Genomic DNA, 14,324 nt, shown 5'->3' on the forward strand with positions numbered 1-14,324 from the left:
CGACCGTGCCGATCTTCATCAACTGCCTTCGCGTCAGATCTGGCATTCGCTCTCCAAGCGCGCTGCGGCCTTGCCGGCGGCCGGCACCGCGCCAATGGAGCTGCGAACCCGGCTGCGTGACGAGGCTGTGTAGGGGGTGATGGCAAAGCTACAAAGATTTGATGTATCGGTCAACGATTCGTCTACAAACGCCCGAAAGGCGGCCATCTGACCCTTACAACGGCGGGAAACATCTAACCTTTGGCTTGTCCACGTGGGTGGGATGGGTCGACGGCGACGTACGGGCAGGCCGCGTCCGCTTCCTGGCCGTCCATGGTGGACGGGTGAACTCCCCGCTCCGGCCGGACTCTGGGAACCTACCTGCCATGTCACGCACAGACGATGTAGTGGACAGCATCAAGCGGATGATCCTCGACGGCGTCCTGCGGCCCGGCGACCGCCTGCCCGTCGAGAAGGACCTCGCCGAGTCGCTGGGCGTCTCGCGCGGGGCGTTGCGCGAAGGGGTGTCGGCGCTGTCGATCCTCGGGATCGTCAGCACCCGGCAGGGTGACGGGACGTACATCACGAACCTCGACGCGACGCAGTTGCTGGCTCCGATGGGCTTCGTCGTCGAGCTGCACGGCCAGGGCGACCCGCGGCACGTGCACTCCGTACGGCGCCTGCTCGAGTCCGAAGCGGCACGGCTGGCCGCGACCAGGATCACCGACGAGGCGCTCCGCCAGGCCAGGGACCTGCTCGGCGAGTCGGCCAGGATCGTCGGTCAGGCGCCCCACGACCACGAGCGTCTCATCGAGATCGACATCGCCTTTCACCGCATCATCGCCGCCCATACCGACAACCCGGTCATGGTCGGCCTGATCGAGGCGTTCGCCAGGCGCACCGTCCGCGGTCGGCTGTGGCGCAGCCTGCACGAGGAGGGGGCCGACCGGCGCACCCACGAGGAGCACGTGGCGATCTTGGCGGCGCTCGCGGCGCGCGATCCCGAACGGGCGCGCATCCGGATGGCCAACCATCTCATCGGGGTCGAGGAGTCCCTGCAGCGGCTGCCGACGACGGCGACGCGCCGTCCGAGCCCGTGTCCGGCTGACCTCGGGCCGGGCGAGGGCCGTCATGGGGTGACCCGGTGGGGGCACGGCGCGATGACCGGCGCGATCACCTCACCGGTTGGGGGTCCGCGCCGGACCGCGAACGGCCGAGGTTCTCCCGCAGCCAGGTCTCCGTGGTGCTGACGTGCATGAGCGCGACCGCCTGGGCGAGGGGGGCGTCGCCGGCCGCGAGCGCGCGGTAGATGGCGGCGTGCTCGGCGATCGTGCGGCCGGCCGCGTTCTCCTCGACGAGCCCGCGCCAGACACGGGCCCGGAGCGTCCGGCTGGCGATGCCGCCGAGCAGGGCGGACAGGGACTTGTTGCCCGTCGCGTCGAAAACGGCGCGGTGAAAGGCGTCGTCGTGGTGGTTGAGCGCTTCGATGTCGTCCTGCGCCGCGATCATCGCGTTGAGATGCCGCTCGACATCCGCGAGCTGGTCGGCGGTGATCCGGGCGGCGGCCAGACCCGTCGCCACCGGCTCGAACAGGCGCCGCACCTCGGTGATCTCGAGCAGATCGTCGCCCCGCATCATCTCGACGGCGAGGCCGACTCCTTCGAGCAGCAGCTCCGGCGACAGGCTCGTGACGTAGGTGCCGTCGCCCCTGCGCACCTCCAGCACGCGTGTGGTGACGAGGGAGCGGACCGCCTCTCTGAGCAGGTTGCGGGACAGGCCCAGCTCGGCGGCCAGCTCCTGTTCGGGAGGCAGCCGGGCGCCCGGGGGAAGCGTCCCGTCCTTGATGAGGTGCCTGATGCGTTCGATCGCCTGCTCGGTCAACGACATACCTGCATTTTGGTATGTCAGGACAGCGGACCTCCACACGGTCCCTCCGGGTGTGTGGGAACGCTGTCGGAGCCGGCCGCGCCCCTGCCGGATGAGGGGTGCCGTGACATGTGCTGCCTGGCACGGTCCCGTCATGCCACGCCTTCAGCCGGGACAGACATGCGATGTGTCGTGATCTCCAGTCCGGCCGGAGCAGCCGATACGTCGGATCCCTTGCCCACTGAGAGCCACCCAAATAACGGAATATCACCATTCTGTCCTCAAGGTCTGGACACTGACGGGGTTTGAGCATAGAAAGACATCCCATGTCCTGTGCGTGATGAGCCCGCTCACGGCGAGTCTCGCCAAACCCCACACGTGGGCGTCACCTGAGCGTGGCGCGGTCAGGGACGGCATGGCAGCCGTGGTGCATCAGAAGGAGAGACGATGGAACGCAGACGGTTCGCGCTCGCCGCGGCCTTAGCCATATCGGGGTGCCTCGCCGCGGCCTGTGGCGGGAACAGCGGCACTGGGAACGACAACTCCGGCGGGGACGACGCAGCGGCGAAGCCGGTCATCGGCGTCGACTACCCGCGTTCCGATACGGACTTCTGGAACTCCTACATCAGCTACGTGCCGAAGTTCGCCGGCGAGCTGGGTGCGGAGGTCAAGACCACCAACTCCCAGAACGACATCGCCAAGCTCACCGCCAACGTGCAGACCCTGGTTGGTCAGGGCGTGAAGGGCGTGGTCATGGCGCCGCAGGACACCGCGGCGGTGGCGCCCACGCTGCAGCAGCTCGAGAGCAAGAAGATTCCCGCCGTGCTCGTGGACACCCGGCCCGACACCGGCAACGCCTTCATGGTCGTACGGGCCGACAACCGCGCGTACGGGGAGAAGGCCTGCAAGTTCCTCGGCGAGAAGCTCGGCGGCAAGGGCAAGGTGGTCATGCTGGAGGGCGACCTGGCCTCCATCAACGGCCGGGACCGCACCGAGGCGTTCAACGACTGCATGAAGCAGAACTATCCCGGCATCAAGGTCTTCGGCGAGGCGACCAACTGGGACGGCGCCGTGGCCTCGCAGAAGCTCTCCACGGTCCTGACCGCGAACCCCGACGTCAAGGGCGTCTACATGCAGTCGAGCTTCGCCCTCGCCGGCACGCTGCAGGTGCTCAAGCAGCGCGGCCTCCTGGTGCCGCCGACTGACCCCAAGCACGTCTTCGTCGTCTCCAACGACGGCATCCCGCAGGAGCTCAAGGACATCGCCGCCGGGAACATCGACGCCACCGTCTCCCAGCCCGCGGACCTGTACGCCAAGTGGGCGCTGTCGTACGCCCAGGCCGCGATCGAGGGCAAGACCTTCCAGCCGGGCAAGACCGATCACGACAGCACCATCATCCAGGTGCGGCCCGGCCTGCTGGAGGACCAGCTGTCCGCACCGCTCGTCACCGCGGACGGCGGCACCTATGGCGGGATCCCCAGCGTGAAGCACGATGACAAGTCGCTGTGGGGCAACAACCTGAGCTGAGAGGGCGTGGCCATGGAAGAGTTCGCGGGAGGGCCCGCGAGCCCTCCACCCGCCCGTGACAGCGGGCCGGTCCGTTCGGACCCGCCCGTCGCCGAGGCGGAGCGCATCACCAAGAGGTACGGCGAGACGACGGCACTGAACCGTGCCCACATAGCGATCGGGCCCGGGGAGACCCACGCACTGGTCGGGCGCAACGGTGCGGGGAAGTCCACCCTGGTCTCCATCCTGACGGGGCTGCAGGCGCCGGACGAGGGCGAGGTGCGCTTCGCCGGGTCCCCGGCGCCGCGGCTGTCGGACCGTGACGCCTGGCGGGAACGGGTCGCCTGCGTCTACCAGAAGTCCACGATCATCCCTGAGCTGACCGTGGCGGAGAACCTGTACCTGAACCGGCACGACCGCAACCGGCTGGGGCTGGTCGGCTGGAAGGGCCTGTGGCGGAAGGCGGCCGACCTGCTGGAGGCGTGGTCGGTGGACGTCGACGTCCGCCGGCCGGCCGGTGAGCTGGGTGTGGAGCAGCGGCAGTTCGTGGAGATCGCCCGGGCGCTGTCGTTCGGCGCGAGGTTCATCATCCTCGACGAGCCCACCGCCCAGCTGGACGGCGCGGCGATCTCCCGGCTCTTCGAGCGGATGCGGGCGATGCGGGAGCAGGGAGTCACCTTCCTGTTCATCAGTCATCACCTGCAGGAGATCTACGAGATCTGCGACATGGTCACGGTGTTCCGGGACGCCCGGCACATCCTCACCGCGCCGGTGGCGGACCTGCCGCAGGGCGAGCTGGTGGCGGCGATGACCGGTGAGGCCGCGGGGCTGCGGGAGCACGCCGTCCGCCCGCCGGTCCCGGCGGAGGCCCCGGTGGTCCTCGACGTACGGGGCCTGTGCGACGGCGATGTCTACCAGGACGTCGACCTGCGGGTACGGGCCGGGGAGATCGTGGGGCTGGCGGGCCTGGGCGGCAGCGGGAAGACCGAGCTCGCCGAGACCATCGCCGGGCTGCGCGCTCCCGAGGACGGGACCCTGGAGGTGGCCGGGAGCCGTCCGCGCCCCGGGAGCGTGCCGGAGTCGCTGGCAGCCGGGGTGGGCTTCGTACCCCGCGACCGCCACCACCAGGGGCTCGTTCCCCTGATGTCCATCGCCGACAACACCACGATGACCGTGCCCGAGCGGCTCGGTCAGGCGGGCTTCGTCAGCGGCCGGCGCAGGGACGCACTGGCCCGCGAGATGATCACGAATCTCGCGATCAAGACACCCGGCCCGGAACTCCCCGTCTTCGGGCTGTCCGGCGGCAACCAGCAGAAGGTCGTGATGGCCCGCGCCCTGGCCAGCGACCCTCGCCTGCTCGTACTGATCACGCCGACCGCCGGAGTCGACGTCCGGTCGAAGGAGTTCCTGCTCGGCAAGGTCGAGGAGATCGCCGACAACGGAACCGGCGTCGTGATCGCCTCCGATGAACTTGACGACCTGCGGCTGTGCAACCGGGTGCTCGTGATGTTCCACGGCCGCGTCGTCGCGGAACTGGCCGCCGGCTGGCACGACCACGAGATGGTGGCCGCCATGGAAGGAGTCGACCTCGATGCCTGACAGCACCACCGCTCACGCCACGACGGGACACCTGCCGAGCCCGCCGGCGCCGGAGGAGGCGGGAAGGCGCCGCCGGGCGATCCCCCTGGCGCGGCTGCGGGACTTCGCGCTCGTCCCCGCGATCATCGTGATCGCGATCGTCGGGCAGATCGTCAACCCGATCTTCCTGCAGAGCGACAACCTGATCAACATCCTGCAGACCATGTCGGAGATCTCGCTGCTCGTCCTGGCGCAGACGCTCGTGCTCATCGCCGGCAGGATGGACCTGTCGCTCGAGTCGACCTTCGGGCTCGCCCCCGGCGTGGCCGCATGGCTGACGGTCGCCGCCGGAACGGGACCCGGGCTCGGGCTGCTGCCCGGCGCCTGGGGAATCCCCGTCACCCTCGCGGTGGGAGTGCTGATCGGGGCGGTGAACGCGCTGTTCATCGTCCGCTTCGGGCTCAACGGTTTCATCGTCACCCTGGGCATGCTCATCGTGCTGCGTGGCCTCCTCACCGGCATCTCCGGCGGGCAGACCTTCTTCAACCTCCCGGAATCGATGACCTACCTCGGCTCGGCCATGTGGCTCGGCGTGCCCGCGTCCATCTGGATATGCCTGCTGCTGTTCGCCGCCGGCGTCGTGGTCATGGGATTCACCCGGTTCGGCCGGGCGCTCTACGCGATCGGCGGAAACGTCGACGCCGCGAAGGCGGCCGGGATCCGCACCGACCGGGTGCTGTGGATCGTGCTGATCTCCGCCAGCCTGCTGGCCGCGATCGGCGGTCTCCTGCTGACGGGCCGGCTCGCCTCCGTGGCCGCCGCACAGGGCGACGGCGCGATCTTCACGGTGTTCGCCGCCGCCGTCATCGGCGGAGTCAGCCTCAACGGAGGCAAGGGCACGGTGTTCGGCGCGTTCACCGGCATCCTGTTGCTCTACATGATCCAGAACGTCCTCACCCTCGCGGGCGTCCCCGCGCAGTGGATCCAGGCGCTCAACGGGGCGATCATCCTCACCGCGCTCGCGATCTCCCGCCTCACCGGCGGCAAGTCGCAGGAATGACGAGAAGGGGAGGCCGGTCCCCGGACCGGCCTCCCCCGCTCATCGCCGCGTACGGGTTGGAAGTCCTCGGAGGCGAGATGGCCGGAAGCCCGTCAGGACGGGAGCAGCGGCAGCAGCGCGTTGAGGCGTCCGGACGCGAAACCGGACAGGTCCAGCGAGCAGAAGGTGAAGCCGGCGCCGCGGACCGCGGCATCCACGCGCTCGCGCAACTCGCACGCGCGCGGGATCTCAGTGGCCGGAACCTCGACCCGGGCGAGCGTGCCGCCGGAATGGGCGCGCACCCGGCACACCGGGAAGCCGAGATCGCGCAGCGCGCCCTCGGCGGTCTCGATCCTGCGCAGGACCTCCGGCGTGACGGGGTCGCCGTAACTCACCCGCGAGGCCAGGCAGGGCGCGGCAGGTTTGTCCGCGGTGACCAGGCCGAGCTCCCGGCTGACCGCGCGGACGTCGGCCTTGGTGAGCCCGGCCTCCACCAGCGGCGCGATGGCCCCGCGCTCGGCCGCGGCCCGCTGTCCGGGGCGGTGGTCGCCGAGGTCGTCGAGGTTGGTGCCGAGCGCGATCCGGGCACCCATGGCGGCCGCCAGCGGCGTGAGCGCGTCGAACAGCGCCGACTTGCAGTGGTAGCAGCGGTCGGCGCCGTTGGCGGCGTACTCGGGCCGGTCGGCCTCGTCCGTGCACACCTCCAGATGCGCCAGCCCGTGGGCGCGCGCGAAGTCACGGGCCGCGGCCCGCTCGGAGGCGGCCAGGCTGGGTGAGACCGCGGTGACGGCCAGTGCGCGCCTGCCGAGCGCCCTCGCGGCGGCGAAGGCGAGCAACGCGGAGTCGGCGCCGCCGGAGTAGGCGACGACGACCGCGTCCTCACGGCGCAGCCGGGCCGTCAGCCGGTCCATGGCGTCGCTCACCGCGCCCGTCTGGCCGGCGTCCTGGGTCCTCTCTCCGGTGGAAGCGGGACGATCAGCCACGAGCGGCCTCGCCTTCGAAGGCACGTGGGACGGTGAGACTCTCCTCGACGCCGAGGACGTGCAGGGCGGCGTGGAGCCTGGCCCGCTCGGAGTCCCGCGCCAGCAGAGCCCGATGGACGGCCCGGTGCTCCCGGAGCGTGCGGTGAACGGCCTCGGGATCGCTCATGCCCCGCCAGATGCGGGCGCGTACGGTGCGGCCGGACATGTTCTGGATGACGGCGGCGAGGACGGCGTTGCCGCAGTGGGAGGCGATGAGGGCGTGGAAATCCTGGTCGAGAGCGATCAGCTTCTCGTGGTCGACGGGATCGCAGGCGGCGACCGTCTCGGCCTCGTCGAGCAGATCGCCCAGGCGGACGAGATCGGCGTCAGGGATGCGCGTGGCCGCCAGCGCCGTCGCCTCCGCCTCCAGAATCCTGCGCACGTGCAGGAACTCCCCCGCCCCGGCGTCCAGGTGGATGTCGGCGACGAAACTCATCCCGTCGAGCAGCAGGTCGGGAGAGAGGCTGGTGACGTAGGTGCCGTCGCCCTGCCGCGTCTGCAGGACCCGCATGGCGACCAGCGCGCGCACGGCCTCGCGCAGCGTGTTGCGGGCGACACCGAGCTGTTCGGCCAGATTCTTCTCGACGGGGAGCTTCTGCCCCGGACGCAACTCCCCATCGATGATCATCTGCTTGATCGTGTCGATCGCCGTCTCGATGACGCCCACGTCAGCCTCCCCAATGGTGACCATCAGGGTAGCGGTACGCGACGATCGACTCTGAGTGCATACGAGCGCTGTAACCGGGCTTCTCAGGCAGCAGGTAGCGGCCGCGCTCGATGCGGACGGGGTCGGTGAAGTGCTCGTGCAGGTGGTCGACGTACTCCAGGACGCGGCCCTCCAGACTGCCGCTCACGCACACGTAGTCGACCACGGCCATGTGCTGGACCAGCTCGCACAGACCGACACCGCCCGCGTGAGGGCAGACCGGCACGCCGAACTTGGCGGCCATCAGCAGCACCGGGACGATCTCGTTGACCGACGCGAGGCGGCAGGAGTCGATCTGGCAGAAGTCGATCGCGCCCGCCTGCAGGAGCTGCTTGAACATCACGCGGTTGTGGCAGTGCTCTCCGGTGGCGACGCCGACGGGGGCGACCGCCTTGCGGATGGCCGCGTGGCCGAGCACGTCGTCGGGGCTGGTCGGCTCCTCGATCCACAGCGGCTCGTACGGCGCGAGCCGGTTGACCCACTCGATGGCCTGGGGCACGTCCCACACCTGGTTGGCGTCGATCATCAGGACGCGGTCGCCGAGCTCCTCCCGGGCGATCGACAGCCGGCGAACGTCGTCCTCCACGTTGGCGCCGACCTTGAGCTTGACGTGCGTCCAGCCGTCGGCGACGGCCTGGCGGCACAGACGGCGGAGTTTGCCGTCGTCGTAGCCGAGCCAGCCCGGAGAGGTCGTGTACGCCGGGTAGCCGTGCTCGGCCAGCTCGGCGATCCGCTCCTCGCGCGTGGGGGCGAGCCGGGCCAGCATCGCGACGGCCTCGGCGGGGGTCAGCACATCGGACAGATAACGGAAGTCGCAGGCGGCGACCAGTTCCTCGGGCGTCATGTCGGCGACGAAGCGCCACAGGGGTTTGCCGGCCCGGCGGGCCGCCAGGTCCCACGCCGCATTGAGGACGCCCGCGGCGGACAGATGCACCACGCCCTTCTCCGGCCCGAGCCAGCGCATCTGGCTGTCGGCCATGATCTCCCGGTAGAGGCCGCCGAGGTTCCCGGCCAGCTCGTCGACGTCGCGCCCGGCCAGCCGCGCCCCGATCTGCCGGGCGGCGGCCACGCACAGATCGTTGCCCCGCCCGATCGTGAACGTCAGACCGTACCCCGCCAGGTCGCCGTCGTCGGTCTCCAGCACCACGTACGCCGCGGAGTAGTCGCCGTCCGGGTTCATGGCGTCCGAGCCGTCGAGCGTCGCGGAGGTCGGGAACCTGATGTCGATCACGTTCACAGAGGTGATCGTCGGCATGGGCGAACTCCAATTGATCCGATGAATATGAATGGAACAGTAGGATCGCGCCGGGAGAAGGTCAAGACAAGTCGGCAGATATCCAACCAAAGGCTTTACTTCAACCCGATGAATCTGGCAGGCTCGGCACGTCGTACGGCCCTGTGAACCAGCGGAGAGGCCAAGATCGTGAAGCTGTTGCGGGTGGGTCCGGTGGGTGAGGAGCGACCCTGTGTGCTGGCACCGGATGGGCGGGTGTTCGATCTGTCGTCGGTGACGGGCGACATCGATGGCGGGTTCCTCGGCGGGGGGCGGGGTCGAGCGGGTGCGGTCGGCGCTGGCGGAGGGGCGGTTGCCGGAGGCCGGGCCGTATGAGCGGGTGGGGGCGCCGGTGGCCGGCCGGGGGAAGATCGTGTGTATCGGGTTGAACTATTCCGATCACGCGGAGGAGACGGGGGCGGCGATCCCGGCGGAGCCGGTGGTGTTCATGAAGGCGTCCAACACGGTGGTCGGTCCCGATGACGAGGTGCTGGTGCCGCGCCGGAGTGTGAAGACCGACTACGAGGTCGAGCTTGCGGTGATCCTCGGCCGTACGGCGCGATACCTGGAATCCCCGGAGGCGGCGGCGGACGTGATCGCGGGGTATGCGATCGCCAACGACGTGTCGGAGCGGGAGTTCCAGAACGAGCGTGGGGGTCAGTGGGACAAGGGCAAGTCGTGTGAGACGTTCAATCCGCTGGGTCCGTGGCTGGTGACGCCGGATGAGGTGGGTGATCCGCAGGCGCTGGGGTTGCGGTTGTGGGTCAACGGGGAGCTGCGGCAGAACGGGAGCACCAAGAACCAGATCTTCGGGGTGCATCACGTGATCTGGTATCTCAGCCAGTTCATGGTGCTGGAGCCGGGTGATGTGGTGAACACCGGCACCCCGGCGGGTGTGGCGCTGGGGCGCACGCCGCAGGCCTACCTGCGGGCGGGCGATGTGGTGGAGCTGGAGATCGACGGTCTGGGCCGCCAGCGCCAGCGGATAGGCCAGGCATGAGTGGGAGTGAGTTCGAGGGGCTGGTGGCGATCGTCACCGGTGGGGCTTCGGGCATCGGCAGGGCGGTCGCCGAGGAGCTGACCGCGCGGGGCGCCCACGTCGCCGTCCTGGACCTGCACGGCACCGAGTTCGTGTGTGATGTGACCGACGACGCCTCCGTACGGCGGGCGGTGGCGGCCGTGGCGGAACGGTACGGGCGGATCGACGTGCTGGTGAACAACGCCGGTATCGGCGCGCAGGGCACGGTGGCCGGCAACGACGACGCCGAGTGGCTGCGCGTGTTCGACCTCAACGTGGTGGGGATCGCGCGGGTGACCCGGGCGGCGCTGCCCCACCTGCGTGAGTCGCCGCACGCCGCGATCGTCAACACCTGTTCGGTCGCGGCGGCGGTGGGGTTGCCGCAGCGGGCGTTGTATTCGGCGTCCAAGGGGGCGGTGCTGGCGCTGACGCGGGCGATGGCGGCCGACCACATCCGTGAGGGGATCCGGGTCAACTGCGTCAGCCCGGGCACGGTGGACACCCCGTGGGTGGGGCGGTTGCTGGAGACCGCGCCCGATCCGGAGGCCGAGCGGGCGGCGTTGTGCGCCCGGCAGCCGCACGGCCGCCTGGTGACGGCGCAGGAGGTCGCCCACGCGGTGGCCTACCTGGCCAGTCCGCGGGCGGGGTCGACGACCGGGGTCGAGCTGGCCGTGGACGGCGGGATGGCCGGTCTGCGGCTGAGGCCGGTGACCTCGTGACGGCCGGCGAGCGCACCCGCCAGGGTCGGGTGGCGGTGGTGTGGTGGGCAGGCTGGGGCGGTACGGGCTGGGGACCGCGCCGCTTGCGGGGCTGTTCGCGCCGGTGAGCGAACAGCAGGCCGAGCAGGTGCTGGCCGCCGCCTGGCAGGCCGGGATCCGCTACTTCGACACCGCGCCGCACTACGGCAGCGGGCTGGCCGAACAGCGTCTGGGGCGGTTCCTGCGCGGCCTGCCCGACGCGGGGGATGCGGTCGTGTCCACGAAGATCGGCCGTGTGCTGGTGCCCGGCCAGGGCGAGGAGGAGGGCTTCCCCGGCCGCACCGGGTTCGTGCGGGTGCGGGACTACAGCCGCGACGGCGTGCTGCGCTCCCTGGACGACAGCCTGAACCGGACCGGGCTCGACCGGTTCGACCTGGTGTTCATCCACGACCCGGACGACCACTGGGAGCAGGCCGCGGGTCAGGCGTACCCGGCGCTGGCGGAGCTGCGCGACCAGGGGGTGATCGGCGCGATCGGCGCCGGGATGAACCAGGCCGAGATGCTGACCCGGTTCGTCCGCGAGACCGATCTGGACGCGGTGCTGGTCGCGGGACGCTACACCCTGCTCGACCGCACCGCTGCCGCCGATTTGCTGCCCGAATGCGAGCGGCGCGGCGTCGCCGTCATCGCGGGCGGGGTGTTCAACAGCGGCATCCTCGCCGGCGGCACCACCTACGACTACGACACCGCCCCGCCCGCCGTGCTGGAGCGGGCGCGTGAGCTGGGACGCATCTGCGCCTCCCACGGCGTCCCGCTGCCCGCCGCGGCCCTGCGCTTCCCCCACCGCCACCCCGCCGTGACCACCGTCCTGATCGGCGCACGCAGCGCGGAGGAGATCGCCGAGGATCTGGAGCTGGCGGCGGCGGACATCCCGGAAGCGCTCTGGGAGGACCTGGACCATGTGGGTTGACCTCGCCTACGGCGCCGGCGGGCTCGCGGTGGACCTGCCCGACGAACGGACCACGGTGATCACCCCGGTCGCGCGGCCCGCGGCGGCGGACGAGGCGGCCGAGCTGCGCCGAGCCCTGCGCGAGCCGGTCGCGGGCCCGCCGCTGCGTGAGCGGGTGCGGCCCGGCCAGACGGTGGCGATCTCCGCCTGCGACGGCACGAGACCCCAGCCGCGGCACCTGATGATCCCGGCGATCCTGGCCGAGCTGGACGGGATCGTCAGCCTGGACGACGTCGTGATCCTGGTGGCCACCGGCACCCACCGCGGCAACACCGAGGCCGAACTGCGCGCGATGTTCGGCGACCAGGTCGTGGACGCCGTACGGATCGTCAACCACGACGCACGTGACGCGTCGTCCCTGAGGTGGATGGGCCGACACGGCAAGGACGTACCGGTCTGGCTGAACCGGGAGTGGACCGACGCCGACGTGCGGATCACGACGGGGTTCGTCGAGCCGCACTTCTTCGCCGGGTTCTCCGGCGGTCCGAAACTGGTCGCGCCCGGGCTCGCCGCCCTGGAGACCGTGCTCACGCTGCACGACGCGGCCCGCATCGGCGATCCCCGGGCGACCTGGGGAGTCATCGAGGGCAACCCGGTGCACGACGACGTCCGTGCCATCGCCGCCGCGACCGGCGTCACTTTCGCCCTCGACGTCGTGCTCAACCGCGAACAGAAGATCGTGCAGGCGTTCGGCGGCGACCTGCTGCCGATGCACGCCGCCGCCACCGCCGCCGCCCGCGCCGCCGCGATGCGCCCGGTTCGCGAACTGTTCGACGTGGTGGTGACGACGAACGCGGGCTTCCCGCTCGACCAGAACCTCTACCAGTCCGTCAAGGGGATGAGCGCCGCCGCCCAGGTCGTCAGGCCCGGCGGGACCATCGTCTGCGCCGCCGAGTGCCGGGACGGCTTCCCCGACCACGGCTCCTACCGGGACGTGCTCACCTCCGCGGCCTCCCCGGACGCGCTGTTCGAGGAGATCTCCCGCCGCACCGAGACGGTGCCCGACCAGTGGCAGGTCCAGATCCAGGCCCGCGTCCAGCGGCACGCCCGCGTGATCATGCACACCTCGCACCTGAGCGACGCCGACCTCGCCGCCGCCCACCTGGAGCAGACCGGCGACATCTCCGCCACCGTGCGCGCCCTGCCCGGACGGGTCTGCGTCCTGCCGGAGGGGCCGATGACCATTCCCTACCTCGCGGGAGAGTGACGTGCTCCGCTGTCCCCTGCCCCACCCGCCGCTGCTGTCCGCCCTCGCGTACGTCGTACCCGCATGAACGAGGCACTCGACCTCGGTTACGCCCGCGTGGACCTCGGCCGCGAGCGCGCCAGGGGCTGCCCGAGATCGTCTACGGCCCGGGCAAACAGGCGAGCGAGATCGCCGGGATCGTCACCGCTCTTCTCGGCCGGAACACCGGGCCGGTCCTGGTGACGCGGATCGAACCCGGCATGGCCGCCGCCGTGTGCGCGCTCGTGTCCGGCGGCGCGTACGACCCGGACGCCCGGCTGCTGGTCTGGCGCGAGGCGCGGCGGATCGAGCACACGGTCGCCGTGGTCACGGCCGGAACCGCCGACGGTCCCGTCGCGGCGGAGGCGGCGGCCGTCGCCTCCGCGCTCGGCCTGCGGACCACCATGGTCAGGGACGTCGGGGTGGCCGGACTGCACCGCGTGCTCGCCGCCACCGATGACCTGCGCGCGGCCGACAGCGTGATCGTCGTCGCCGGCATGGAGGGCGCTCTGGCCAGCGTCGTCGGCGGTCTCGTCGAGACGCCGGTGATCGCGGTGCCAACCTCCACCGGATACGGCGCGGCACTGGAGGGCGTCACGGCGCTGCTGGCCATGCTGACCTCCTGCGCCGCCGGGATCACCGTGGTCAACATCGACTCCGGCTTCGGCGCCGCCCTCGCGGCGTACCGCCTCACCCGGAGGGCGTCGCGGGCGGCGCCGGCTCCGGCGGGCGAGGAGGGCCCTCAGGCGGCGGACACGGCATCCGGGACGTGCCGATGATCCTCTACCTCAACCCGTTCACCGGCCTCGCCGGCGACATGCTGCTCGGCGCGTTGCTCGACGCCGGCGCCTCGCTCGACGCCGTACGGCAGGCGGTCGCCGCGACCGGGCTCACCGGCTGGCGGCTCGACGCCGAGCGGGTGCGCACCGGAGCGCTGACCGCCACCCGCGTGCGGATCGAGGTCGACGACGACGCCACCGAGCGCCCGGCCGCGGAACTGATCGCGATGGCGGCCCGGACCGGCCTGACCGTGGCGGAGGCGGCGCTGACCGCGATCGCCGAGGTGGAGGGCGCGCTGCACGGCGTGCCGGCCGCCGACGTCCACCTGCACGAGCTCGGCGGGCACGACACGCTGATCGACGTCGTCGGATGCGCGGCGGCGCTGCGCGACCTCCGGGTGACGCGCGTGCATTCCGCGCCGCTGCCGCTCGGCGGCGGCACCGTGCACACCCGCCACGGCGTGCTGCCCCGTCCCGGCCCCCCGCCACGCTCGCCCTGCTGACCTCACCCCGTCACCGGCCGTCGTCGAGGCCATCGGCCGTGCCCTCGGCTCGACGACGCGGGACGCGCGCATCTGCACGACCTCATCGGCATCACCGCGGCGCCCGTACGGCGACGAGCCCGC

The 14,324-nt window shown here is 71.1% G+C and carries 14 protein-coding genes; 10 read left to right on the forward strand and 4 right to left on the reverse strand.

The window, feature by feature from the left end:
- Positions 1-365 precede the first annotated feature (365 nt).
- Positions 366-1,229, forward strand: a complete 864-nt coding sequence (locus B1L11_RS24075; RefSeq protein WP_079316586.1) for a FadR/GntR family transcriptional regulator — start codon at positions 366-368, stop codon at positions 1,227-1,229.
- Here B1L11_RS24075 and B1L11_RS24080 read toward each other — a convergent pair.
- On the reverse strand, positions 1,153-1,866 hold the full coding sequence (locus B1L11_RS24080) for a FadR/GntR family transcriptional regulator (RefSeq protein ID WP_079316587.1): 714 nt from the start codon (positions 1,864-1,866) through the stop codon (positions 1,153-1,155). The two genes, B1L11_RS24075 and B1L11_RS24080, sit on opposite strands and share 77 nt — an antisense overlap.
- Before the next feature lie 426 nt (positions 1,867-2,292).
- Between B1L11_RS24080 and B1L11_RS24085 the strand changes: the two genes are divergently transcribed.
- The 3 genes from B1L11_RS24085 to B1L11_RS24095 are packed head-to-tail and all read left to right on the forward strand — an operon-like array spanning position 2,293 to position 5,989.
- Positions 2,293-3,372: a sugar ABC transporter substrate-binding protein gene (locus B1L11_RS24085; protein WP_079316588.1), complete on the forward strand. Its 1,080-nt coding sequence runs from the start codon at positions 2,293-2,295 to the stop codon at positions 3,370-3,372.
- Between the two features lie 12 nt (positions 3,373-3,384).
- Positions 3,385-4,950 carry a sugar ABC transporter ATP-binding protein gene (locus B1L11_RS24090; RefSeq protein ID WP_079316596.1) on the forward strand — a complete coding sequence of 522 codons (1,566 nt, stop codon included), beginning with the start codon at positions 3,385-3,387 and terminating at the stop codon, positions 4,948-4,950.
- The gene (locus B1L11_RS24095) at positions 4,943-5,989 is read left to right on the forward strand and encodes an ABC transporter permease (RefSeq protein ID WP_079316589.1); all 1,047 of its coding nucleotides are present in this window, start codon (positions 4,943-4,945) and stop codon (positions 5,987-5,989) included. Before B1L11_RS24090 ends, B1L11_RS24095 begins: the two co-directional genes overlap by 8 nt.
- Before the next feature lie 92 nt (positions 5,990-6,081).
- Here the strand turns inward: B1L11_RS24095 and larE are convergent, their stop codons facing one another.
- From larE to B1L11_RS24110, 3 genes are read right to left on the reverse strand one after another with little or no spacing between them, the layout of a single operon-like run.
- Complete coding sequence (gene larE / locus B1L11_RS24100; protein WP_218671269.1) at positions 6,082-6,951, reverse strand: ATP-dependent sacrificial sulfur transferase LarE; 870 nt, start codon at positions 6,949-6,951, stop codon at positions 6,082-6,084.
- A complete protein-coding gene (locus tag B1L11_RS24105; RefSeq protein WP_079316590.1) occupies positions 6,944-7,657 on the reverse strand; it encodes a FadR/GntR family transcriptional regulator in 714 nt (237 codons plus the stop codon). The genes larE and B1L11_RS24105 overlap by 8 nt, the downstream gene beginning before the upstream one ends.
- A 1-nt stretch (position 7,658) precedes the next feature.
- Complete coding sequence (locus B1L11_RS24110; RefSeq protein ID WP_079316591.1) at positions 7,659-8,951, reverse strand: L-fuconate dehydratase; 1,293 nt, start codon at positions 8,949-8,951, stop codon at positions 7,659-7,661.
- 268 nt (positions 8,952-9,219) lie between these two features.
- Between B1L11_RS24110 and B1L11_RS24115 the strand changes: the two genes are divergently transcribed.
- From B1L11_RS24115 to larC, 6 genes are read left to right on the forward strand one after another with little or no spacing between them, the layout of a single operon-like run.
- Complete coding sequence (locus B1L11_RS24115) at positions 9,220-9,969, forward strand: fumarylacetoacetate hydrolase family protein (RefSeq protein WP_306291699.1); 750 nt, start codon at positions 9,220-9,222, stop codon at positions 9,967-9,969.
- A complete protein-coding gene (locus B1L11_RS24120) occupies positions 9,966-10,706 on the forward strand; it encodes an SDR family NAD(P)-dependent oxidoreductase (RefSeq protein ID WP_079316592.1) in 741 nt (246 codons plus the stop codon). Before B1L11_RS24115 ends, B1L11_RS24120 begins: the two co-directional genes overlap by 4 nt.
- A gap of 43 nt (positions 10,707-10,749) precedes the next feature.
- Positions 10,750-11,655, forward strand: a complete 906-nt coding sequence (locus tag B1L11_RS24125; RefSeq protein ID WP_256862834.1) for an aldo/keto reductase — start codon at positions 10,750-10,752, stop codon at positions 11,653-11,655.
- Complete coding sequence (gene larA / locus B1L11_RS24130; RefSeq protein WP_079316594.1) at positions 11,645-12,901, forward strand: nickel-dependent lactate racemase; 1,257 nt, start codon at positions 11,645-11,647, stop codon at positions 12,899-12,901. Before B1L11_RS24125 ends, larA begins: the two co-directional genes overlap by 11 nt.
- The gene (gene larB, locus B1L11_RS24135) at positions 12,898-13,698 is read left to right on the forward strand and encodes a nickel pincer cofactor biosynthesis protein LarB (RefSeq protein ID WP_218671270.1); all 801 of its coding nucleotides are present in this window, start codon (positions 12,898-12,900) and stop codon (positions 13,696-13,698) included. Before larA ends, larB begins: the two co-directional genes overlap by 4 nt.
- Positions 13,695-14,201, forward strand: a complete 507-nt coding sequence (larC, locus tag B1L11_RS24140) for a nickel insertion protein (RefSeq protein ID WP_079316598.1) — start codon at positions 13,695-13,697, stop codon at positions 14,199-14,201. The genes larB and larC overlap by 4 nt, the downstream gene beginning before the upstream one ends.
- The last annotated feature ends 123 nt before the right edge of the window (positions 14,202-14,324 follow it).

The sequence above is a fragment of the Microbispora sp. GKU 823 genome (genome assembly GCF_002027145.1).
In the GTDB taxonomy this organism is placed as follows: Bacteria; Actinomycetota; Actinomycetes; order Streptosporangiales; family Streptosporangiaceae; genus Microbispora; species Microbispora siamensis.

Coding starts and splice junctions, on each gene's coding strand:
- B1L11_RS24075 (WP_079316586.1), top strand. CDS start 366: ATGTCACGCACAGACGATGTAGTGGACAGCATCAAGCGGATGATCCTC.
- B1L11_RS24110 (WP_079316591.1), bottom strand. CDS start 8,951: ATGCCGACGATCACCTCTGTGAACGTGATCGACATCAGGTTCCCGACC.
- B1L11_RS24115 (WP_306291699.1), top strand. CDS start 9,220: ATGGCGGGTTCCTCGGCGGGGGGCGGGGTCGAGCGGGTGCGGTCGGCG.
- B1L11_RS24095 (WP_079316589.1), top strand. CDS start 4,943: ATGCCTGACAGCACCACCGCTCACGCCACGACGGGACACCTGCCGAGC.
- larC (WP_079316598.1), top strand. CDS start 13,695: ATGATCCTCTACCTCAACCCGTTCACCGGCCTCGCCGGCGACATGCTG.
- larA (WP_079316594.1), top strand. CDS start 11,645: ATGTGGGTTGACCTCGCCTACGGCGCCGGCGGGCTCGCGGTGGACCTG.
- B1L11_RS24080 (WP_079316587.1), bottom strand. CDS start 1,866: ATGTCGTTGACCGAGCAGGCGATCGAACGCATCAGGCACCTCATCAAG.
- B1L11_RS24090 (WP_079316596.1), top strand. CDS start 3,385: ATGGAAGAGTTCGCGGGAGGGCCCGCGAGCCCTCCACCCGCCCGTGAC.
- B1L11_RS24120 (WP_079316592.1), top strand. CDS start 9,966: ATGAGTGGGAGTGAGTTCGAGGGGCTGGTGGCGATCGTCACCGGTGGG.
- B1L11_RS24085 (WP_079316588.1), top strand. CDS start 2,293: ATGGAACGCAGACGGTTCGCGCTCGCCGCGGCCTTAGCCATATCGGGG.